Here is a 22,512-nt window from a genome sequence, read left to right as displayed (position 1 = left end):
TCCTGAACCGAGAGGGTTTTTTGTTTCAAAAGCCAAAGATGTCTTTTAAAAACAACGCGTTATAAATTTTCGTATTCATATTGCATTTAGCTAACGTCCTACTTACACTCGCTTAACCGAAGCATAACAAGTGGGGATCCAACCGAAATGCGCACAGCCAATCGCCAGATCAAGCCAAGCCGCGTCCCATTGACCCTCGCCGTCCTCGCATGCCTGCAGGCCGCGCCGGTCTTTGCCCAGGAAGCGGAACCGCAGCAGCCGACGACCACGTCGAGCAGCGCGTCCAAGAACGCCACCAACCTGGATGCCATCAGCGTCACCGGTTCGCTCATCAAGCGCCCGGAGTACGAAACCACCTCGCCGGTGCAGGTCATCTCGATCGACAAGAGCATCGCCTCCGGTCAGTTCGACACCGCTGATTTCCTGCAGACCTCGGCGATCGCCGCTGGCTCGACCCAGATGAACAACCAGTTCGGCGGCTTCGTCGTCGAAGGCGGCACCGGCGTGCAGACCGTCTCGCTGCGTGGCCTGGGCGCCAACCGCACCCTGGTCCTGCTCGACGGCCAGCGCCCCGGCCCGGCCGGTACCCGCGGCCAGGTCGGCTCATTCGACCTGAACGTCATTCCGCAGGCCATCCTGCAGCGCATTGAAATCGTGAAGGACGGCTCGTCCTCCATCTACGGCTCGGACGCTCTGGCCGGCGTGGTCAACCTGATCACCAAGAAGAGCATCGACCGCCCGGAGATGACCTACTCCATGAGCGTCCCGCAGCACGGCGGCGGCGAGCAGTTCTCTGCCTCGATCGCCAACGGCTGGAACTTCGAAAAGGGCAGCATCGTTGCTGCGGCCCAGTGGGACCGCCTGAACGCCCTGACCGTGGGCGACCGTGACTTCTTCTCCTGCGCCCAGGACATGGTGTGGGGCACTGACGGCAAGCGTATCGACCGCGAGGATCGTTCGATCCTGGCCGGCACCGACCTGGCAGGCTGCAGCACCGGCAACCTGTACGCCAATACCATCATCAACTACAACAACTCGGCGATCCGCTACGTACCCTCGCCCGATGGCAGCACTGTCGGTCCGTTCCCGGGCTACCGCCCGCGTCCGCGCCCGACCCCCACCTACGCCAACGGTGGTACGGCCTATTACGAGGACGTACTGAACTACCCGTTCTACCATAACCAGGAAGTGATCAACCAGCGCGAACGCGCCACGCTGTACGCCGCCACCGATTTCAGCTTCGACAGCTTCAACTGGAAGACGCAGTTCCTGTACAACCGCCGCGAGACCAAGGCGCACTCCTGGCGCCAGTTCTTCCCGATCGTGTACAGCGAAGCGGCCGATGACCTCTTCCAGGTCATCATGCCGTTCCCGAGCGACCAGAAGATCACCGTCGACTACTTCTACGGCACCACCAAATTCGATGGTCAGTTCAAGTCCACCGACAGCTGGGCCTGGGAAATCAATGCCGGCTACAGCCGCTCCAGCGGCGATTACGGCGGGCTGGCCATCGATGCGAGCCGCACCGGTGACCTGTCCTACGACAACAGCGGCGACATGCCGGTTGACTACTTCAACGCCGGCTTCCTGAGCGGCCAGCGCATGGACGAGCTGGTGAACGCGATCGGCCAGTACCACACTGGCAACACCGTGTACGAACAGACCAGTGCGAACGCCATCCTCAGCGGCAACCTGTTCACGCTGCCAGCCGGCGACGTCGCCTCGGCCCTCGGCGTCGAGTTCCGCAAGTACAAGATCAACGACACCCCATCGGAGTTCTCGCGCTCGGGCAACATCTGGGGTTCCAGCACCGCCGACATCACCAAGGGCACCGACAAGGTAAAGGAAGCCTTTGCTGAAGTGGACGTGCCGCTGCTGAAGGGCATTCCGGGCATCGAATCGCTGTCGGTCAACCTGTCCGGACGCGTGTTCGAGTATGACTCCGTGTCGGGTTCGGACAAGGTCTGGAAGACCGGCGTGAACTGGCAGATCGTGCCCTCGCTACGCGTCCGCGGCACGATGGGCACGTCCTTCCGCGCCCCGGGCCTGTATGAGCTGTATCTGGGTAACCAGACCGGCTTCCTCGCCCAGAACCAGATCGATCCCTGCATCCTGTGGGGCGACAGCAACAACGACTTCCTGCGCGCCAACTGTGGTGCTGCGGGCATTCCGTCCGACTACGCCGGCGGCGGCGGCAGTGCCACCATCTACTCCGGTGGCGGTGCTGGCCAGCTGAAGCCGGAAACCTCCAAGGCCAAGACCCTGGGCCTGGTGTGGAGCCCGACCTTCGCCAACCTGAACATCGCGCTGGACTACTTCGACTACGACGTGCGCGGCGAAATCACCCAGCTTGACGAATACGACATCGTGTTCGGCTGCTACGGTTCGGCCGTGTACCCGAACTCGTTCTGCAGCAACCTGGTACGCAACAGCCCGACCGATCCGGCCAATCCGAACCAGATCACCACCGTCTACAACCAGTACGTGAACATCAACCGCGAGCGTACCCGCGGCTACGACCTGCAGATCAACTACGACAACGACTTCGCCTTCGGCAAGCTGTCCGCCGAAGCGCAGGTCACCTACACGCTGGAAGACACCTACCAGCTGTTCGACTCGGCAGCTGACAGTGGCTTCACCACCTCAGACCAGGTGGGCTACATCGGCCGTCCGAAGACCGTCGGCCTGGCCAGCGTGAGCCTGGAGCGCGGTGACTGGGCCTTCAACTGGCAGGGTGTCTACAACAGCAGCACGCAGAACAAGGACCTGGACCGGACCTTCACCTACTCCGGCTACCAGAACGCAACGCGCGACATCAAGGCCGGCTGGCAGTTCCGCCACAACGTCTCGGTGGCCTACAACATGGACGACTGGAGCCTGATGGTCGGCGTGCGCAACCTGTTCGACAAGGCACCGGACCTGATTTCCAACACCGCCGGTACCCGCTACGGCAACACCCCGCTGTACGCATCGCAGTACGACTGGTACGGCCGCACGTTCTTCGCCCGGGTTTCCTACAAGTTCTGACCGGCGACAACGTCAACATGAAAAGGGCGGCTTCGGCCGCCCTTTTCTTTTGTCTTCAGCCCGGCAGCCGGCACGGCGCGGGCAGACGCGCGAAATGCCAGCTTGCGCAAAGCCCACGCCACTTCTGCGCAAAGCGTCGCTTAATACCCTATTCATCTCCATCATCGGCTCACAGACGTAACCATCACAACTGAGACTAAGCCACTGTACTTGTTGCAATTTGATGAACAACTGGGACACGAAGTGCGTCAATGCGTGACGGAAACATGCATTTCTCGTTAAGACCGTGTTAGGTTCGAGTCGAGTCAGGACGACACATGAACGCACACAGAACTACGGCACGGAAGCCAGCATTCACATCCATTAGGGGGTTTCACGCATGACGATTCACCGCACGCCCGGTCGCCACCCGCTGACCTGCGCCCTGTTGGCCGGCCTGATGGCCGCCGCTGCAGCACCGGCCTTCGCCCAGGACGCCGAGTCGACCGGCAACAAGGCCGTCGACCTGGACAAGGTCACCGTTACCGGCTCGCGTATCGCGCGTACCGGTTTCGTCACCCCTTCGCCGGTGACGGCCATCTCGGCCGAGGAAATCCGTGGCACCGGCGCGGTGAACATCGGCGATCTGATGTCCAAGATGCCGCAGCTGACCCCGACCTACACCCTGGGCAACTCCACCCGCTTCATCGGTACTGCCGGCCTGGGCCTGATGGATCTGCGCGGCATGGGTCCGTCCCGCACGCTGGTGCTGGTCAACGGTCGCCGACATGTCGGCTCCAGCCCGGGTTCGACCTCGGTGGACGTCAACACCATCCCGGTCGAGTGGATCGAGCGCGTTGAAGTGATCACCGGCGGCGCCTCGGCCGTGTACGGCGCCGATGCCGTCGCTGGCGTGGTCAACTTCATCATGAAGAAGAAGTTCGACGGGTTCGAACTGCGCGCCCAGCGTGGCGCTGCTTCGGAAGGCAGCTTCGACCGTTCCTTCATCGCCTTCTCCGGCGGCAAGGAGTTCGCCGACGGCCGCGGCAACGCCGCCATCGCAATGGAGTACAGCACCCAGGGCCGCTACGGCCGTGGCGACCGCGCGATCGGCCGTGAGTTCCTGACCACGGTCAACAACCCGGACTATGACCGCACCAAGCCGCCGAGCGAAAGCAACCCGCAGACCATCCTGCAGGGTCCGGGCGGCAACCATGCGCTGTCCTACGGCGGTACCTTCACTCTCGGCGCATTCCGTGCGGATGGATCGAACCGCTACCTGTTCAATCCCGATGGCACGTTCCGCAAGAACCGCTATGACGGCACGATCGTCAGTGCGAACACCTGCACGAACTGCGATTTCGCCGATCTGAATGCCGTCGCGGATCTGGAGCCGGCATTCAACCGCTTCAGCTTCAACACCGCCGTCAACTTCGATCTGAACGACGACCACCGCCTGTTCTTCGAAGGCAAGTACACCAAGACCGAATCGGAGTTCTTCGGCCAGCCGACCTTCGACCAGGTGGGCACCGTACGCGCCCTGCGCATCCAGCGCGACAACGCGTACGTGACCCCGGAGCTGGGTGCCCTGATGGACGCCAACGGCCTGAGCACCCTGCTCCTGTCGCGCTTCAACGTCGATTCCGGCCGTCGTGGCGAGAACGTCGAACGCGCAACCGCACGTGCCGTGCTGGGCCTTGAAGGCAACCTGGGCGCCGACTGGACCTACGAGGCTTCGGCCAACTTCGGCCAGACCACCATCGACCGCGTCAACGTCAACAACCGAATCGAAGAACGCTGGCAGGCAGGTCTTGATGCGGTCATCAATCCGGCCAATGGCCAGATCGTCTGCCGCTCGACGCTGAACCCCAACGCCATCAACCCGTATACCGGCCGCGCCTACTCGGCCGCCCTGGTCGCCGGCTGCGTTCCGTTCAACGTGATGGGCAACGGCAAGGTCAGCCCGGAAGCAGCTGCATGGTTCAACACCAACTCGCTGAACCAGTCCAAGCTGAAGCAGCAGGTGTTCAGCGCCTCGGTGGCCAACGGCTCGCTGTTCTCGCTGCCGGCCGGTGACATGGGCATCGCAGCAGGCGTGGAGTACCGCAAGGAACAGAGCCAGGAAAACACCGATCCGCTGTCGGCGATGGGCCTGACCTTCCTGAACGCCATCCCGAGCCGTGGTGGCGAGTACGACACCAAGGAAGCCTTCGTGGAAACCTCGGTGCCGCTGCTGGCCGACATCCCGGGCATCCGCCGCCTGAACCTGGATCTGGCCGGCCGTTACTCGGACTACAGCACCATCGGCGAAACCAAGACCTGGAACGTCGGCCTGGATTGGGAAGTGCTGAGCTCCCTGCGCTTCCGCGCCAGCCTGGCCAAGGCCGTCCGCGCGCCGAGCATCGGCGAACTGTTCAACCCGCAGTCGCAGAACTTCGCCACCATCAACGACCCCTGCAACACGCTGTCGACCAACTCCAACCGTCCGAGCACGGCGAAGGACCCGGCGCTGCGTGCCGCAAACTGCGCGGCACTGGGCATTCCGAACAACTGGGTCGACACCTACACCGCTACCCGCCCGGGCGTGAGTGGCGGCAACCCGGACCTGAAGCCGGAACGCTCCAAGTCGGTGACCATGGGCTTCGTGTGGCAGCCTGAGTTCTTCGAAGGGTTCGGCATGTCGATCGACTACTGGCGCATCACGCTGGAAGACGCGATCGGTTCGGTGTCCGCGCAGACCAACGCTACCCGTTGCGTCGACTCGCCCGGCGGCGTGCAGAACAACTCGTTCTGCAACACGGTCGTCCGCGCCAGCGGCACCGCAGGCACGCCGTACAGCATCATCGGCTGGACCGCGTTGGCCGAGAACCTGGCCAAATCCCGCCGCGTCGGCGTCGACCTGGAAATGGACTACCGCTTCCAGCTGGCAGGCGGCAACACCACCCTGCGCCTGGTCGGTACCCGCCTAATCCAGTCGCGTGAGTGGGCCTTCCAGGCGTTCCCGGATGAGTTCACCGAGTACGTCACCTACTACAGCGATCCGCGCTGGCGCGGCCAGTTCAATGTCAACTATGACCTGGGCAACTTCCGCGCCAAGTGGGACATGCTCTACGTCGACGGCAACCTGCGCGTGACCCCGGACAGCTACAAGTCCAACCCGGGTTCGCAGAGCCCGATCCGCAACCCGTCGTACCTGTACCACAACATGCAGGTCGGCTATAAGATCGCGGACTCCGGCGTGGAGGTCTACCTGGGCGTGGACAACGTGTTCGACAAGGATCCGCCGGTGAACTACTTCGGCACCGATCTGGGCTCGTCCTACTACGACATGGTCGGCCGTTATGCCTACGTGGGCGTGACCTACAAGTTCTGATCCCGTCAGGACCGCAATACCCCGACAGGCCCGGCTTTTGCCGGGTCTGTCTTTTTATGGGCCCCGCCCGGCCCTTGCGCCCGGCCATGACCTTCGACACCCTTGCATGACGGGCCGGCGGCGTATCGTTCGGCCCACGGCCGTCCTGCGGCCCTTCCCTGACTCACTCGGCCTGGAGGCCATACAAGTGACCCGTACTCCCAAGATCGTGCTGCTGACCCTGGCCGTTTCGGCCGCGCTGGTCGGCTGCGGCAAGACCGATACCCCGGCAAAGGACGCCGCCGCCTCCACGCCGGCCGCCACCGAGCAGGCCACCGCCTACACGCTCGACGAAGCCAAGCTGCCGGCCTACAACGCCTTCCAGGCCAGCGACCTGGACAGCAAGCTGGACGCCTGCGGCGCCTTCGGCGACTACGTCAACGGCAAGTGGCTGGCCGCCAATGAGATTCCGGGCGACCGCACCAGCTGGGGCGCCTTCACCATCCTCGACGAGCGTTCGGTAGCGGTGCAGCACCAGCTGGCCGAGCAGGTCGCCCAGGTCAAGAACCCGAACCACATCGAGAAGATCGTCGGCGACCTGTGGGCCACCGGCATGGACGAGGCCAAGATCAACGCCCAGGGCATCGAGCCGCTGAAGGCCGACCTGGCCGCCATCGACGGCCTGCAGGACAAGGCCGCCATCGCCGATTACCTGCGCACCAGCGCCGCCAAGGGTGAGAACATCCTGTTCGGCTTCGGCGCCGAAGCCGACTTCAAGAACTCGGCCGTGAACATGGCCTACGCCAGCCAGGGCGGCCTGGGCCTGCCGGACACCACCTACTACACCGATGCCAAGAACGCCGACAAGCTGAAGGCCTACCAGGCGCACGTCGCCAAGGTGCTGGAGCTGTCGGGCGTGGCCGCTGCCGACGCCGCCAAGCAGGCCGAGGACGTGGTCAAGTTCGAGACCCGCCTGGCCAAGGCCTCCAAGTCGCGCGTGGAACTGTCGCGCAACGTGGAGCTGTTCTACAACCCGCTCACCCTGGCCGACGCCGACAAGCTGACCCCGAACTTCAGCTGGACCGAGTTCTTCAAGTCGCAGGGCGTTGCCGCGCCGGAGAAGTTCTCGCTGGCCATGCCGGCCTTCCACGAGGAAGTGAGCAAGGCACTGGGCGACACCGATCCGTCGGTCTGGCGTGCCTACCTGCGCTTCCACACCGTTGACGGCGCCTCGCCGTACCTGGCCGATGCGTTCGTGCAGGAGAACTACGAGTTCTACGGCAAGACCCTCAATGGCCAGAAGGAACAGAAGCCGCGCTGGAAGCGCGTGCTGGGCACCATCGAGAATGATGCCGGCGAAGCCTTCGGCCAGCTGTACGTGAAGGTCGCCTTCTCGCCGGAAGCCAAGGCGAAGATGGAAGAACTGGTGAAGAACCTGGCCGCGTCGCTGAAGGAACGCATCCAGGGCCTGAGCTGGATGAGCGACGAAACCAAGGCCAAGGCCATCGCCAAGTGGGAAACCTTCACCCCGAAGATCGGTTACCCGGACAAGTGGCGTGACTGGGCCGGCCTGCAGACCCAGCGCGACAGCTACCTGGGCAACGTGCGCGCGGCCAACGAGTTCAACTACAAGTTCAACCTGTCCAAGGTCGGCAAGCCGGTGGACAAGACTGAGTGGGGCATGACCCCGCAGACGGTCAATGCCTACTACAACCCGCTGCAGAACGAGATCGTGTTCCCGGCCGCCATCCTGCAGCCGCCGTTCTTCGACCCGAAGGCCGACGACGCGTTGAACTACGGCGGCATCGGCGCGGTGATCGGCCACGAAATGACCCACGGTTACGACGACCAGGGCGCACGCTTCGGGCCGAGCGGCAACCTGGAAGACTGGTGGACCCCGGCTGACAAGAAGAACTTCGAAGGCCTGACCGGCAAGCTGGTCAAGCAGTTCGACCAGTACAAGGTCGACGGCCAGGCCGTGAATGGCCACCTGACCCTGGGCGAGAACATCGCCGACCTGGGTGGCCTGGCCACCGCCTACGACGCCCTGCAGAAGGCTACCGCCGGCAAGGAAGATCCCAATGTCGACGGCTTCACCCGCGACCAGCGCTTCTTCTTCAACTGGGCCACCGTGTGGCGCACCAAGTACACCGCGGAAAACGCCAAGGTCCGCCTGGCCACCGACCCGCACGCCCCGGCGCAGTTCCGCGCCATGGGTGCGCCGTCGAACCTGCCGACCTTCGCCGCTGCGTTCCAGTGCAAGGCCGGCTCGCCGATGGCCCGCACCGGCGACCAGCAGGTGGTGATCTGGTAAGCCGCGGCTGACGCAAAGGTGACCCCTCAAAGGCCCGGGATTTCCCGGGCCTTTGTTTTTGCATGCACACCACCCGGTAGCGCCGGGCCATGCCCGGCGAACGCCGCATGACGCGTGCATCCCGTGTCCATGCACGGCTTGCTATAGTTCGCCCGCCCTCAATCCATCACGGATTCGTTCTACATGCCCAATTTCCGTCCGCTTGCCGTCGCCCTGGGTATCAGCCTGGCGACCCTGGTCCCGACCCACGATGCGTTCGCCGCCAAGAAGAAGGCCGTGCGCGCCCCCGCCGTCAGCGCCCAGTGCAGCGATTTCTACGATGCCACCAACGCGGACTGGCTGAAGGCCAACCCGGTGCCGCAGTCCGGCGCCGCCACCGCGCTGGGCCAGCTGGTCGACCGCAGCCGCCAGCAGCAGCGTGAACTGCTGGACGCCTCGATGAAAGCGCCGCAGGGCAACGTGCAGAAGCTGCTGGGCGACTTCTGGGCCAGCGGCCTGGACGAAGCCGCGGTGGAAGCCGATGGCTCCAACCCGATCGCCCCGCTGCTGACCCGCATCAACGCGATCAAGAAGGCCAAGGACGTCCCGGCCTCGATCGCCGCACTGCACCAGGTCGGCATCCCGGTGGCCTTCAACTTCGGCCCGGACGTGGACCTGAAGGCGCTGGACCGCCACATCGGTTACTTCATGCAGGGCGGCATGGGCCTGCCCGACCCGGCGTTCTACACCCGTACCGACGCCGACACCGTCGCCCTGATGGGCCGCTACCGCAACTACGTCAAGCAGATCCTGGCCCTGACCGGCACCCCGGCAGCCAAGCTGGATGCCGAGTCGCAGTCGGTGATCGAACTGGAAACCGAACTGGCGCGCAACGCGCAGTCGCTGGCCGGCATCAACAATCCGTTCAACAACTACGCGCCGATCTCGACCAAGGATCTCAACAGCCGCTACCGCAACCTGCAGCTGGATGCCTTCCTGAAGGCGCAGGGCGTGAACGACGACCTGGTCTCGCTGGCCGACCCGGGCCTGTTCAAGCAGCTCGACACGATGGTCACCAAGCTCAAGCCGGAGCAGTGGAAGGCCTACCTGCGCTGGCGCGTGGGTGACTCGATGGCACCGTACCTGTCCAAGGCCTACCGCGACGCCGAGTTCGAATTCCGCGGCCGCGTGCTGCGCGGTGAAACCCTGCCCGCACAGCGCTGGGAAAACGTGCTGGATGCCATCAACGTGGCCGCCGGCCCGATGGTCGGCCGCGAGTACGCCGCCCGCTACCTGTCCGCCGAAGATCGCCGCCAGGCAGCGTGGATCGTCGACAAGGTGCGCGAAGTGCAGATCGAGGCGGTCAAGAACAGCACCTGGATGAGCGCCGAGGCCAAGGCCGAAGCACAGGCCAAGCTGGCCGCACTGAAGATCGAGATCGGCACCCCGCTGCGCGACCTGGATTACAGCGTGCAGCCGATGGGCCGTGGCTCGTTCGGCGGCAACATGCTGATCGCTTCGACCTGGCGCCATCGCGAGGAAATGAAGCGCATCGGCAAGGGCAACGCCGACCGTCGCTGGGACGTGCTGCCGCAGCAGCCGTCGCTGGCCTACGACCTGGCGCAGAACCGCCTGATCGTCACTGCCGCGATCCTGCAGGGCCCGGTGTTCAACGCCAAGGCCGACGCCGCCGACAAGTTCGGCAGCTTCGGTGGCCTGGTCGGCCACGAACTGAACCGTGCCGTCGACGCCAAGGGCGCCCTGGTCGATGCCAAGGGTGAACTGCGCAGCTGGTGGACCCCGGCCGACAAGACCGCCTGGACCCTGCTCGGCAGCCGCGTGGCCGCGCAGTACGGCGCCTATGAATTCCCTGGCGTGAAGGGTGCCAAGGTCAATGGCACGCTGACCCAGGAAGAGAACCTGGCCGACATCGCCGGCCTGGAACTGGCCTGGGCGGCGTATGCCGCGCAGGAACCGAAGGCCAAGCCGGCGCAGCAGCAGGGGTTCTTCCGCGCCTGGGCCGCCCTGTGGCCGCAGCAGCTGTCGCCGAACGAGGCCGCACGCCGCCTGACCGCCGACATCCGTGCACCGGGTCGCTGGCGCACCAACGGCCCGCTGTCGAACCTGCCGGCCTTCGGCGCGACCTTCAGCTGCAAGGCCGGCCAGCCGATGCAGCGCACCGACGCCGAGCAGATCAAGGTCTGGCGCTGAGCCTGGCCGTGGTGCGGTAACGGAAAAGGCGCCTGAGGGCGCCTTTTTCGTCGGCGGCGCCTACAAAAAGAAGACCCCGGCAGATGCCGGGGTCAAATGTCCTGCTGAAAGAGAGCGGTTTCTACATCAGAAGTCGTAGGACGCGGTCAGGCGAACAGAGCGCGGCGCGGTGTAGTAGGTGCCGATTCCATAGGTGTTGGAGATCGTGTGCTGACCGGATTCATACGACGGATCGGACTGCAGCTGGCGACGCTGGTTGAGCACGTTGAACACGTCCAGGCCGAAGGCCAGCTTGTGATCGGCAAAGGTCGGGCGATACATCACGCCCAGGTCCAGGCGATAGGTCCAGGGCTGGCGGCCGGCATCACCCGGACGCGACGGCTGGCCGTTGCAGTAGTGGTACGCAGACTCATAGCCGATCGGATCGCTGCCATCCGCACCGTAGTAGCCCAGGCAGCTCTTCGGCATGCCCGACGAGATGAGCATGGTGGCCGACGCCGTCCACTCATCGTTGAACTGATACGCGCCGTAGCCCTTCAGCTGGTGGCGACGATCGTTGGCCAGGTAGCCACCGGCGTACTCCATCAGGTAGTAGGAATCCCAGTCCTGGGTCTTGGACACGTCGTCCTGGCCGATGTCCGACTTGACCTGGCCCTCGGTGTTGCCGAAGTTGCGCGACCAGGTGTAGTCCAGGCGGCCGTACCACTTGTCGCTCAGCGGATGTTCGATGAACAGATCGACGGCGACGTAGCTGCGCTTGGCCTTGTTGCCGTTGTAACCCCAGTCCGACGAGCTCATCTGCACCGGGGTGTAGCCCGAACCATCGGCGTGCTTGACCATGAAGGTGTTGGTCTTGCCCGGGTTGAAGATCACGCAGCCCGGCACTTCCATGCCGCTTGAATCGATACCCATCGACTCGAGCTTGGCGTAGATCTGGTCGGAGTCGCAGGTGTCGTCGATTGCTGCCTGCAGGCGACGATAGGTGAACTTGGCACCAGAGTTCCAGGACGAACCCAGGGTCTTCTCAAAGCCCACGATGAACTCGTCCTGGTACTGCGACTTCAGGTCGGTCGGCGCCACCGACAGCGGGTCAGGCGCAACGCCATACTCGTTGTTGGTCGACACCGGGCCCGGGCCCAGCGCTGTCAGGTCGGTAGGGTTGCCGTTGGCATCGATGCCACCGTAGGTGAAGTATTCACGGGTATAGGTCGATGCCGACGCGCCACGGATGGCCACGCTGTTCGGCAGGGCCAGGTAGTAGCGGCCCAGGTTGGCGAACACCTTCATCGACGAATCACCGAAGACATCCCAGCTGGCGCCCAGGCGCGGCGCCCACTGGTCACCGCTCTCGACATAGGCGATGGCCGAGCTGTTGTAGTTGGTGAACTTGTCATTGCGCAGGCCCAGGGTCAGCAGCCAGTTCGGGCTGACCTGCCAGCGGTCTTCCAGGTAGTAGGCCTTCTGCTCCACCGACATGCTGGTGGTGGTGGAGAAGATGTACTTCTGCACGTAGTACCCATCACCACCCGGCGCGGCGATATCGAAGGCCGGCGCCGGCGACGAACCCGGTGCGATGCGCGAATAGATCCACGCGTAGCCCGGGCCGGTCATGGCCTGGCCTTCGCTGTTGCCCTGGTAGGTCATGTTGTCGATGCCGGCGGTCAGCTCGTGGCTGCCGATGCGGTACTGCAGGTCCGCACGCAGGCCGCGGGTCTTGCTGCCAGCATCCGACGCCTTGGTGTAAAGCGCGGTCTGGTCGTTGCGGATCGGCGTGCCGCCGGTGATCGACGGATCCTGGTTGGTCGGACCGCTGATGTAGGCGTTGGCCGAATCGAGCGGATTGAACTCCAGGTTGCTTTCCTTGCTGCGGCCCCACACGGCGCTCAGGGTCAGGTCATCGGTCAGGTAGCCGGTGTACTTGAATACGTCGAATTGGTCCTTGAGCTTGGTCGTGTTGGCGAAGGTCCCGTTGCGCTCGCCCTCGCTCATCGTCTCGTAGTCGAAGTCACGGTAGTAGGCGCCGTAGCGGTCCGTGTTCTCGACCCGGGTGTACTCCAGTGTATTGCTGTCGTTGATGTTCCAGTCGATCTTGCCGTAGAACTTCGGCGTGTCGTAGGCGTAATGGCTGCGGACCTGCTGCGCGGCTTCACCGGCGCTGGTGGAAACGCCTTCAGTGCGATCCTTCTCGGCGGCGAGATGGATGAACAGACGGTCCTCGACCAGCGGGCCGCTGACATAGCCGCTGTAGGAGGTGCGGGTCGCCTTGTCGCCCTTGCGCGAGCGATACAGGGAGCCGGCCACGGTGCCGGTATCATCCTCGAGCTCGAACCCCTGCGGCGCAGTGTGATCGGGGTAGTAGATGTCGCGCGGCGATTCCGCCAGCGAGTCGGGCGACCAGGTGGTCTGGAAGCCGAACTTCCATTCATTGGTGCCGCGCTTGCCGAGCTGGTTGATCACGCCACCGGTGGAGCGGCCGTAGCCCGCACCGTAGCCACCCATGAAGGTTTCCTGCTGGTCGATCGAGCCGTACGGCAGGCTGACACCACCCATCGCGCTGAGCGGATTGGTCGCGTTGAAGCCGTTGAGGTAGTAGGCGTTCTCGGTGACGCTGGAGCCACCGAACGACAGCACCGCGCGCGAACCATTGGAGAACTCACCACTGCCGGCGACAACGCCCGGCGCGAGCAGCGCGATGGCTTCGGCGCTGCGGCCCAGCGGCAGCACGTCCAGCTGTTCGGAGGTGATGACCGACTTGGAGACCGTGTTGGTCACGTCGATCTTCGGAATGTTGGCTGCAGTGACGTTCACTGCGTCGAGGTTGGTGGCGCCGCCGGTGGCGGACTGGCCAAAGGAAACTTCCGTGCCGACGCCGACCTTCAGCAGCACGTTGTCACGCTTCTCGACCACCTGCCCGTCACGCTCGAGGCTGATGGAGTAACGGCCCACCGGCAGCGAGCCCAGGGTGTAGCGGCCGTTTGCATCGACGTTGGCGCTTCGCTTGAGACCCGAATCGCTCTGCACGACCACCGTGGCGCCTGCAGCGGCCGGGGCGTTGCCATACAGGGAACCGGTGGTGCTCTGCGCCGCTGCGGCGCCGACGAACGAGGTCAGGACAACGGCCAGTGCCGTGCGCTTCAGCCGGATGGCCGTCTTGCTGTAGGTCATGGAATTTCCTTGTTTCGTGAAAAGACACACTTACGTTTCAGGCTCGCTGCATCGATGTTCGATCATGAAAACAGCTGAATAGGATATTAATTTCATAAAAGTTTAACTTGCAAGGCCTACCGGACAATATTTTATGTGTTTGATTTTATTGACTTTGTTTTGATACAAATCAAAACATTCATTTACATTTCATTTAACTGAGACATTCCAGCATTCATTTGACCGCTTATGCGCGGCGCGGGCGCGCTGATCCCGAAAGGTCCGCCGATCATTTACTTTCGATTTCCCGCAGCGGGCGGCAGGGCGAGACGACAACGAAAAAGGCGCCCTGGGGCGCCTTCGCTGGTATGACCGGGTATCCGTGCCTGCCGTGGATCCGTGCAGGGCAGGTCGCTGGAAAAAGGGCCCTGACGGATCAGGGCCAAGCCAACCCTTGCGGAGAGAGAGAGCCGTTGTTCGCGCAGGTCAGAAGTCGTAGGAAGCGCTCAGGCGCACCGTCCGCGGAGCCATGAAGTAGTTGCCCATGCCGTAGAGGTTGGAGACCGTGTCCGGCCCGGTCTGGTACTTGGCGGTCGACTGAAGCTGGCGCCGCTGGTTGAGCACGTTGAAGACGTTCAGGCCCAGGCCCAGCCGGTTGTCAGCAAACCCGGGGCGGTACATCACGCCCATATCCAGCTGCGCCGTCCACGGCTGCCGACCCGCGTCGCCGGGACGCGACGGCTTGCCGTTGCAGTAGTGGTAGGCCGAGCCGTAACCATTGAGAGGATCGCTCTGGTCACTGCCGTAGTAGCCGAGGCAGTTTTTCGGCATGCCCGACATCACCCGCACCGTGGCAGATGCGGTCCATTCGTCATTGATCTGATAGGCGCCGAACGCCTTGAACTGGTGCCGCCGATCATTGGCGAGGTAGCCACCGGCGTACTCCATCAACGCCGCCGCATCCCAGTCCTGGGTCTTGGACACATCGCCCTGGCCGATATCCGATCTCACCTGCCCTTCGGTGTTGCCGAAGCTGCGCGACCAGGTGTAGTCCAGGCGGCCGTACCAGCCGTCGGACATCGGGTGCTCGATGAACACATCCAGCGCGACATACTGACGCTTCGCCTTCTTGCCGTCGTAGCCCCAGTCGGTCGAACTCATGCTGACCGGCGTGTAGCCGGAGCCATCACGGTGCCGCAGCTGGAACGTGTTGGTGGCACCTGGATTGAAGATCACGCAACCGGGCAGGTCGAAGGTGTCGGCATCCAGCCCCATGCCTGCCAGTCGGTCGACGAAGCGGTCGGCATCGCAGGTATCGTCAATGGCCGACTGCAGTTGCCGGTAGGTGACCTTGCCACCGGTGTTCCAGCGGCTGCCCAAGGTCTTCTCGAAGCCCAGGATCAGTTCGTCCTGGTACTGCGACTTCAGGTCGGTCGGCGCCACCGCCAGTGGATCGGGTGCCTGCCCATACTCGCCATTGGCCGACACCGGCCCCGGCCCCAGCGGCGTCAGACCGGTCGGATTGCCGTTGGCATCGATGCCGGTATAGGTGAAGTACTCACGCGTGTACGTCGATGCGGAAGCGCCACGGATGGCCACGCTGTTGGGCAAGGCCAGGTAGTAGCGGCCCAGGTTGGCGAACAGCTTCAACGAGGCGTCACCGAAAACATCCCAGCTGGCGCCCAGTCGTGGCGCCCACTGGTCGCCGCTCTCCACGTAGGCGCGGCCATCGCTGTTGAAGTTGGTGAAGCGGTCGTTGCGCAGGCCGAGCGTCAGCAGCCAGTCGGGCGTCAGCTGCCAGCGGTCCTCCAGGTAGTACGCCCGCTGCTTCACCGACATGCTGGTGGTGGTGGAGAAAATGTACTTCTGCACGAAGTAGCCATTTCCTCCCGGGGGTGCGATGCCGAAGCCCGGGCTGGGCGAGGCGCCGGGATTGCCGCGGGAATAGATCCAGGCATGGCCGGGGCCGGTCATGGACTGGCCTTCGTTGTTGGCCCGATAGGTCATGTTGTCGACGCCAGCGGTCAACTCATGGTTGCCGATGCGGTACTGCAGGTCCATGCGCAGCCCGTGCGTCGTGCTGCCCGCATCCGGGGCCTTGTTGTAGAGATCGGGCTGGTCGTTGCGGATCGGCGTACCACCGTTCAACGCGGGATCCTGGTTGCCGGCGCCACTGATGTAGGGGTTGCCCGAGTTCAGCGGATTGAACTCAAGGTTGCTGGTGCGGGCGCGCCCCCACACGGTACTGAAGGTCAGCGCGTCGTTGAGGTAGCCGGTGTACTTGAAGATGTCGACGTCGGTGGTCGATTTGCTGATGTTGGGGAAGGTGCCCGTGCGATCCCCCTCGGACAATGTCTGGTAGTCGAACTCCCGGTAGTAGCCGCCGGTACGATCCGTGTCCTGGAAGCGCGTGTATTCCAGCGTGTTGCTGTCGTTGATGTTCCAGTCGATCTTGCCGTAGAACTTCGGCGTATCCACACCGTAGTGGTTGCGCACCTGCTGCGCGGCGGCCTCGTTGGCGGTTGCAACCCCCTCGCGACGGTTCGACTCGGCGGCAAGGTGGATGAACAGCTTGTCTTCGATCAACGGGCCGCTGACATAACCGCTGTAGGTGGTCGTGGTGGCCTTGTCACCGCGCCGGTAGCGGTACAGCGTGCCCGGCTTGCCCTCGTTCTCGTAGGCATATCCTTCCGGCAGGGTCATGTCCGGGTAATTCACCGATGCCGGTGACTCGGCCAGCCCGGCCGGTGACCAGGTGACCTGCGCGCCAAACCGCCACGCGTTGGTGCCACGCTTGCCGACCTGGTTGATGACACCACCGGTGGAACGGCCATACGCCGCGCCATAGCCGCCGGTGAAGGTTTCCTGCTGGTCGATGGAGCCATACGGCAGACTGATGCCACCCAGGTAGTTGAGTGGATTGGTAACGTTGAAGCCATTGAGGTAGTACGCGTTCTCGGTGACGCTGGAGCCGCCGAACGAGAGGACCGAGCGCGATCCGTTGGAGAAGGCACCGCTGCCGGCCACCACGCCCGGCGCCAGCAGCGCGATGGACTCAGCGCTGCGCCCCAGCGGCAGCACGTCCAGCTGCTCGGAGGTGATGACCGACTTGGAGACCGTGTGGCTCACATCGATCTTCGGCAGGTTCGCCGCGGTGACATTGACTGCTTCCAGCGTTGTGGCCGGGCCATGTGCAGCGAAGCTCACTTCGGTACCGCTGCCCACGCGCAGCTGCACGTCATCGCGCTGTTCGAGGATGCGCCCGTTGCGCTGCAGGCTGATGCTGTAGCGACCCACCGGCAGCGCGCCGAAGCTGTAGCGTCCCTGCGCATCGACGGCGGCCGTCCGCTTCAGGCCGCTGTCGCTCTGGGCGACGACGGTCGCGCCTTCGGAACCGGCGGCGGTGCCATGCAGCGTGCCGGTGGTGCTCTGCGCGGCGACGCTGCCAATGATGGAAAACAATACTGCCGAAAGCGCGCTGCGCTTCAGCACACGATGTGCGGATGCAAATGCCATGAACTCTCTCCGGTGATGGAACTGCCGGAGCGTTATAGGCACGGACCTGGCGTGCGGGGCAGTGCTGCAACGGGTGATGAATCGGGCGAAATACGTCACGACCAACGTTCGACGTAGGCCAAACCCTCCGCCATGCGCTTGAAAAAGCTGAGGATTCAGCAGGTCATGCAGCCGCTCGCATCGCTGCCCAGATCGCCTCACGACAGGTGAAATACGTCACCCAAGAATAGGCAACGCGCAGCGGACAGTGTCCGAAGCGACAGCGCACCATTCCGATTCCGACACACCCGCTGCATGCACGCAGCGGAAATCCTCACGCCGGCTCCAGCGTCCCCCGGTAATGCACGATGCGGCCGACCAGCGGCGCACCGATCTCCACGTCGAACACGAAACGTCCATCCACTTCGTACTCGAAGCTGTCATCTCCCGGCAGCAGCGCGCGCGGCAGCGGGATGCCCAGCAGCGACCAGCGACGCGGCACCAGCTGCAGCCGACCGCCCTCGACCACCACGGCCAGCGCCACCGACACGGCACCGAAGCGCTCGACCAGCAGCGCCTCGTTGCGGCCACGCCCTTCGGTCTGCAGCGAGGAGAAACGGCGCCCGGCAAACGTGCGCGTCCAGCGCTCGCCGCCCGCTTCCGGCGCAAAGGCGACGCTGACCGGCACCTGCTCGCCCGCAGACGGGAAACCAAACACCACGCCCAGCAGCCGCGACAGCAGGCCATTGCCTCGCTGCACCTGCGCCCTGCCCTGCCAGCACCGCGCCGCACCCGGCGCATGCAGGGCCTGCACGGCTGCGGGCAACTGCGAATAGGCCTCGCCGAGCACGCGCTGGTACAGGCTGGCGCCGGGCATGTCCTGGCGGAAACCGGTATGGATGGTGCGGCCGGCAAACACCTGGTCGTAGTCGGTCAGTTCCAGCGCGTGCGTTGCCGGGCGCGCGCCCGGCACCGGCCGCTCGCCGGCAAGCTGCTTGCGGATCAGCGCCTCGATGGCCATTGACGGAATGTAGGGACCGTCATCGGCTTCGGCCAGCAGGTGCCAGCTCTGCCGCACCGGCGCGCCGTCACGCACGCCGAGCGCGCGCACGATCATGCCGCCGCGATGCTCGCCGAACTTCATCAGGTTCAGCACGGTGTAGAACAGCCGCGAGCACGGCTCCAGCGACGGCAGTCGCAGGTGCTGGCGGGCCTTGGCCAGCAGGTTGAGGATGCGGTGCAGGATCTCCGGCACCGGCCCGGCACCGATCCAGACTTCGGTGAGCGTCGGGTGCTCCGGCGGCAGCACCTGCAGGTCGGGCACGTCCACCAGCGAGAAATGCAGGTTGCGCAGCGGTATCCGGCCCGGCACCGCCACGGTGAAGCGGCGGCTTTCGGCCAGGCCCACGCCGTGGCCATCACGCCCACCGCGACGCAGCTTCACCGGTGACCCGGCATAACCGACCACCGCGCGCATCACGTTCAGGCCGATGCCGGCGTAGGGCGACGGCGCGATTCCGCCTTCCACGCTGAGGATGTCCATGCGCGTGGCCATCACCCGCAGCACGGCGGCGGTCAGCACCGGGAAGCTGCTGACCCCGGACAGCACGTAGACGCCGGCCGCGCGCGCCTGCGCGTCGAACTGTGAGACACCGAACACGAAGTCGGCGGCGTCGGCGAAATCCAGATAGTCGATGCCGGCGGCGATGCAGGCCTCGATGGCCGCATAGCGCTGGCTGCCGTACTCCTGGAAGGGACCTGACGCATCGATCACCAGATCGGGCCCTTCGGCCAGCAGGGTCGGCGCCAGCTCCTGCCGGTCCACCCGCAGCGGCCGCACGCGCGCTTCGCCGCGGTAGTCCGCGCAGAAGGCCTGCGCCGCCGCCAGGGTGCGCCCGGCCACCAGCAGCTCCAGCTGCGGCAGGTCCGCCAGCAGCTGCACCAGGCGCCCTCCAAATACCCCATATCCGCCGAGGATCAGGATCTTCACGCGTCGTCCTTGTCGTACTGCGATGGAAGGGAACTGCTCTGCCATCGCATGGTAGCGCGGTCCTGCAGTGCAGCACGATCCCGCATTAACACCGCCCGTGCTATCGCTGCGCCTTCGCCCGCTGCGGAGCCGATCATGATCGTCAGGAACATCATCTGCGTGTGGTACGACAAGGAGGCGCTGGAAGCCGCCACCTTCTACGCCAGCACCTTTCCCGACAGTGCGGTGACCGCCGTGCACCATGCGCCCGGCAACTACCCCGCCGGCCAGGAGGGCGCGGTGCTCACCGTCGAGTTCACCGTCTGCGGCGTGGCCTGCGTCGGCCTCAATGGCGGCCCGGCGTTCAAGCACAACGAAGCGTTTTCGTTCCAGATCCAGACCGAGGACCAGGCCGAGACCGACCGTCTGTGGAATGCGATCGTCGGCAATGGCGGCCAGGAGAGCGACTGCGGCTGGTGCAAGGACCGCTGGGGCGTGTCGTGGCAGATCAGCCCGCGCATGCTCATCGAAGCGGTGACCAGCCCGGACAAGGCACTGGCGAAACGCGCCTTCAACGCCATGATGCCGATGAAGAAAATCGACATCGCCACCATCGAAGCGGCGATTGCCGGCGCATGAGCCACTGGGACGCGATCATCGTCGGCGGTGGCCACAACGCACTGGTGTGCGCCGCCTACCTGGCCAAAGCCGGAAAGAAGGTGCTGGTGCTCGAGCGCCGTGGCGTGCTGGGCGGCGCAGCGGTTACCGAGGAGTTCCACCCCGGCTTCCGCAACTCGGTGGCGTCCTACACCGTATCGCTGCTGCAGCCGAAGGTGATCGACGACCTGCAGCTGCACGCGCATGGGCTGCGCATCATCAACCGGCCAGCCAACAACTTCCTGCCGCTGGACGATGGCCGCTACCTGCTGTCGGCACCGGGCCGTACCCAGGCCGAGGTGGCGAAATTCTCCGAGCGCGACGCGCTGCGGCTGCCCGACTACGAAGCGCGGCTGGAGATCTTCGCCGACGTGCTGCGTGCATGGGCGCTGCGTGCGCCGCCCGACCTCGGCGTGGCCGGCGGATGGCGCGCCCTGCCCGCGCTGTGGCAGATGGGGCGCCTGGGCCGCGAACTGGCCTCGCTGGATGCGTCGCTGCGGCAGGAGCTGCTGGACCTGTTCACGCTGTCGGCCGCCGAGTACCTGGACCGCTGGTTCGAGAGCGAACCGATCAAGGCGCTGTTCGGCTTCGATGGCATCGTCGGCAACTTCGCCAGCCCGTACACGCCGGGCAGTGCCTACGTGCTGCTGCACCACGTGTTCGGCCAGTGCAACGGCGTGAAGGGAGCCTGGGGCCACGCCATCGGCGGTATGGGCGCGATCAGCCAGGCCATCGCGGCGGCAGCGCGCGCAGCCGGCGCGGAGCTGCGCGTGGATGCGGGTGTGCAGCGCGTGCTTATCGAGCAGGGGCGCGTGGCCGGTGTCGTGCTGGCCAGCGGCGAAACCCTGCGTGCGCGCAGCGTGGTCGCCAACGTCAATCCCAAGCTGCTCTACGAACAACTGCTTGAGCCGGCGCAGGTACCGTCGGCCACGCGTGAACGCATGGCGCAGTGGCGCTGCGGCTCAGGCACATTCCGTATGAACGTGGCGTTGTCGCGTCTGCCGGACTTCACTGCCCTGCCCGGCCCTGGCGACCACCTCAGTGCCGGCATCATCATGGCGCCCAGCCTGGACTACATGGACCGCGCCTGGCTGGACGCACGGCGCGATGGCTGGTCGCGCGAACCGATCGTGGAGATGTTGATTCCCAGCACGCTGGAAGATTCGCTGGCCCCGCCCGGGCAGCATGTGGCCAGCCTGTTCTGCCAGCACGTAGCGCCGGTGCTGCCCGGTGGGCGGCACTGGGATGACCATCGGGACGAGGTGGCCGACCTGATGATCGCCACCGTCGAGCGCCATGCGCCGGGCTTTGCCGGAAGCGTGCTGGGCCGGCAGGTGCTGTCACCGTTGGATCTGGAACGAACCTTTGGCCTGATCGGCGGCGACATCTTCCATGGCGCGCTCAGCGCCAATCAGCTGTTCTCGGCACGGCCGATGGTCGGCCAGGCCGGCTACCGCGGTGCGCTGCCGGGGCTGTACCTGTGTGGTTCGGGCACGCATCCCGGTGGTGGTGTGACCGGGGCGCCAGGGCACAATGCCGCGCAGGTGGTGTTGCGGGATCTGTGACGGTGTGAAAGCCTGCGGACCAACGGTCGACACCTACCCGCGTGACGCGAGGCGCGACGCGCCTCACTTCACGCTGCGCAGGTGATTCGGGCGCTTGGGCGGGCCGGGGGGGCGGCGCTTGCTGAAGGGAGGCTGCCCACGCCAGTAGCGGATCAGCAGCCAGCCGAACAGCATGCCGCCCAGATGGGCCAGATGGGCGACGCCCGGTTCCCAACCGGTCATGGCCATGACGATTTCCGTCACGCCCATCAGGATCACGAAGGTACGCACGGTCATCGTGATCGGCGGGAACATCAGCCGGATGACCTGTTTGCCGAAGATCATGCCGTAGGCCAGCAGCAGGCCAAAGATACCGCCCGATGCACCCAGTACCGTGGCGGGGTTGTCCAGCAGGGTGCCCACCAGCAACTGGCAGACACCGGCACCGGCGACGCACACCAGGTAGTAGGTCAGGAAGCGCTTTTCACCCCACACCTGTTCCAGCGGCGCGCCCAGCATGAAGAGCAGCATCATGTTGAAGAACAGGTGGCCGAAGCCTGCATGCAGGAAGCCATACGTCAGCAACTGCCACGGCTGGAAGTTGCTCCCCGGCGAGAACGCATCGAAGCCCTGCTGCAGCGGCTGCAGCATGAACGGCTCGAAGGTCTGCATGCCAAGCAGGAACGGCTGCTGCAGCAGGAACAGGATCACGTTGGCGATCAGCAGCGCCTTGGTGACAGGGGTCAGTCGCGGGAACATGGGAGCACCTGCATGGAACGGCCTCCATCATAGCCGCAGCACTACGGCAACGTCGCGACCGCCCAGCGCCCGGCGTTCAGAC

Annotated in this window: 10 protein-coding genes; 6 read left to right on the top strand and 4 right to left on the bottom strand. The window is 64.7% G+C overall.

Going from position 1 to position 22,512, the window contains the following annotated elements; translation table 11 throughout:
* The first annotated feature begins 147 nt into the window (after positions 1-147).
* From NQ204_RS14875 to NQ204_RS14860, 4 genes are all read left to right on the top strand, one after another.
* Positions 148-3,027, top strand: a complete 2,880-nt coding sequence (locus tag NQ204_RS14875) for a TonB-dependent receptor domain-containing protein (RefSeq protein ID WP_256644282.1) — start codon at positions 148-150, stop codon at positions 3,025-3,027.
* 379 nt (positions 3,028-3,406) lie between these two features.
* Positions 3,407-6,379: a TonB-dependent receptor plug domain-containing protein gene (locus NQ204_RS14870; protein WP_256644281.1), complete on the top strand. Its 2,973-nt coding sequence runs from the start codon at positions 3,407-3,409 to the stop codon at positions 6,377-6,379.
* 187 nt (positions 6,380-6,566) lie between these two features.
* On the top strand, positions 6,567-8,672 hold the full coding sequence (locus tag NQ204_RS14865) for a M13 family metallopeptidase (protein ID WP_256644280.1): 2,106 nt from the start codon (positions 6,567-6,569) through the stop codon (positions 8,670-8,672).
* 183 nt (positions 8,673-8,855) lie between these two features.
* Complete coding sequence (locus NQ204_RS14860) at positions 8,856-10,862, top strand: M13 family metallopeptidase (RefSeq protein ID WP_256644279.1); 2,007 nt, start codon at positions 8,856-8,858, stop codon at positions 10,860-10,862.
* Positions 10,863-10,988: 126 nt separating this feature from the next.
* On the opposite strand, the gene NQ204_RS14855 is transcribed toward NQ204_RS14860, so the two are convergent.
* The 3 genes from NQ204_RS14855 to NQ204_RS14845 all read right to left on the bottom strand — a co-directional run bounded on the left by NQ204_RS14855 (position 10,989) and on the right by NQ204_RS14845 (position 19,491).
* Positions 10,989-14,027, bottom strand: coding sequence for a TonB-dependent receptor (locus NQ204_RS14855; RefSeq protein ID WP_256644278.1), 3,039 nt, complete (start codon positions 14,025-14,027; stop codon positions 10,989-10,991).
* A 465-nt stretch (positions 14,028-14,492) separates the two neighbouring features.
* On the bottom strand, positions 14,493-17,522 hold the full coding sequence (locus NQ204_RS14850) for a TonB-dependent receptor (RefSeq protein WP_256644277.1): 3,030 nt from the start codon (positions 17,520-17,522) through the stop codon (positions 14,493-14,495).
* A 313-nt stretch (positions 17,523-17,835) separates the two neighbouring features.
* On the bottom strand, positions 17,836-19,491 hold the full coding sequence (locus NQ204_RS14845) for a saccharopine dehydrogenase family protein (RefSeq protein ID WP_256644276.1): 1,656 nt from the start codon (positions 19,489-19,491) through the stop codon (positions 17,836-17,838).
* Positions 19,492-19,626: 135 nt separating this feature from the next.
* On the opposite strand from NQ204_RS14845, the gene NQ204_RS14840 reads away from it, so the two are divergent.
* Positions 19,627-20,109 carry a VOC family protein gene (locus NQ204_RS14840; RefSeq protein WP_116862728.1) on the top strand — a complete coding sequence of 161 codons (483 nt, stop codon included), beginning with the start codon at positions 19,627-19,629 and terminating at the stop codon, positions 20,107-20,109.
* Positions 20,106-21,692 carry a phytoene desaturase family protein gene (locus tag NQ204_RS14835; RefSeq protein ID WP_256644275.1) on the top strand — a complete coding sequence of 529 codons (1,587 nt, stop codon included), beginning with the start codon at positions 20,106-20,108 and terminating at the stop codon, positions 21,690-21,692. The genes NQ204_RS14840 and NQ204_RS14835 overlap by 4 nt, the downstream gene beginning before the upstream one ends.
* A gap of 63 nt (positions 21,693-21,755) precedes the next feature.
* Here the strand turns inward: NQ204_RS14835 and NQ204_RS14830 are convergent, their stop codons facing one another.
* Positions 21,756-22,430 (bottom strand): rhomboid family intramembrane serine protease, encoded by a 675-nt coding sequence (locus tag NQ204_RS14830; RefSeq protein ID WP_116862726.1) that lies wholly within the window; start codon positions 22,428-22,430, stop codon positions 21,756-21,758.
* Between the last annotated feature and the right edge of the window lie 82 nt (positions 22,431-22,512).

Origin of the sequence: Stenotrophomonas testudinis, assembly GCF_024499815.1 — a bacterium.
GTDB lineage: Bacteria > Pseudomonadota > Gammaproteobacteria > Xanthomonadales > Xanthomonadaceae > Stenotrophomonas.
The sequence above is the reverse complement of the archived record's forward strand: the minus strand, read 5'-3'. Positions and strand labels throughout refer to the sequence as shown.

What these genes read in the sequence shown, in the direction of transcription:
- NQ204_RS14870 (WP_256644281.1), top strand. Translation starts at nt 3,407, where the DNA reads ATGACGATTCACCGCACGCCCGGTCGCCACCCGCTGACCTGCGCCCTG.
- NQ204_RS14840 (WP_116862728.1), top strand. Translation starts at nt 19,627, where the DNA reads ATGATCGTCAGGAACATCATCTGCGTGTGGTACGACAAGGAGGCGCTG.
- NQ204_RS14835 (WP_256644275.1), top strand. Translation starts at nt 20,106, where the DNA reads ATGAGCCACTGGGACGCGATCATCGTCGGCGGTGGCCACAACGCACTG.
- NQ204_RS14855 (WP_256644278.1), bottom strand. Translation starts at nt 14,027, where the DNA reads ATGACCTACAGCAAGACGGCCATCCGGCTGAAGCGCACGGCACTGGCC.
- NQ204_RS14850 (WP_256644277.1), bottom strand. Translation starts at nt 17,522, where the DNA reads ATGGCATTTGCATCCGCACATCGTGTGCTGAAGCGCAGCGCGCTTTCG.
- NQ204_RS14830 (WP_116862726.1), bottom strand. Translation starts at nt 22,430, where the DNA reads ATGTTCCCGCGACTGACCCCTGTCACCAAGGCGCTGCTGATCGCCAAC.
- NQ204_RS14860 (WP_256644279.1), top strand. Translation starts at nt 8,856, where the DNA reads ATGCCCAATTTCCGTCCGCTTGCCGTCGCCCTGGGTATCAGCCTGGCG.
- NQ204_RS14875 (WP_256644282.1), top strand. Translation starts at nt 148, where the DNA reads ATGCGCACAGCCAATCGCCAGATCAAGCCAAGCCGCGTCCCATTGACC.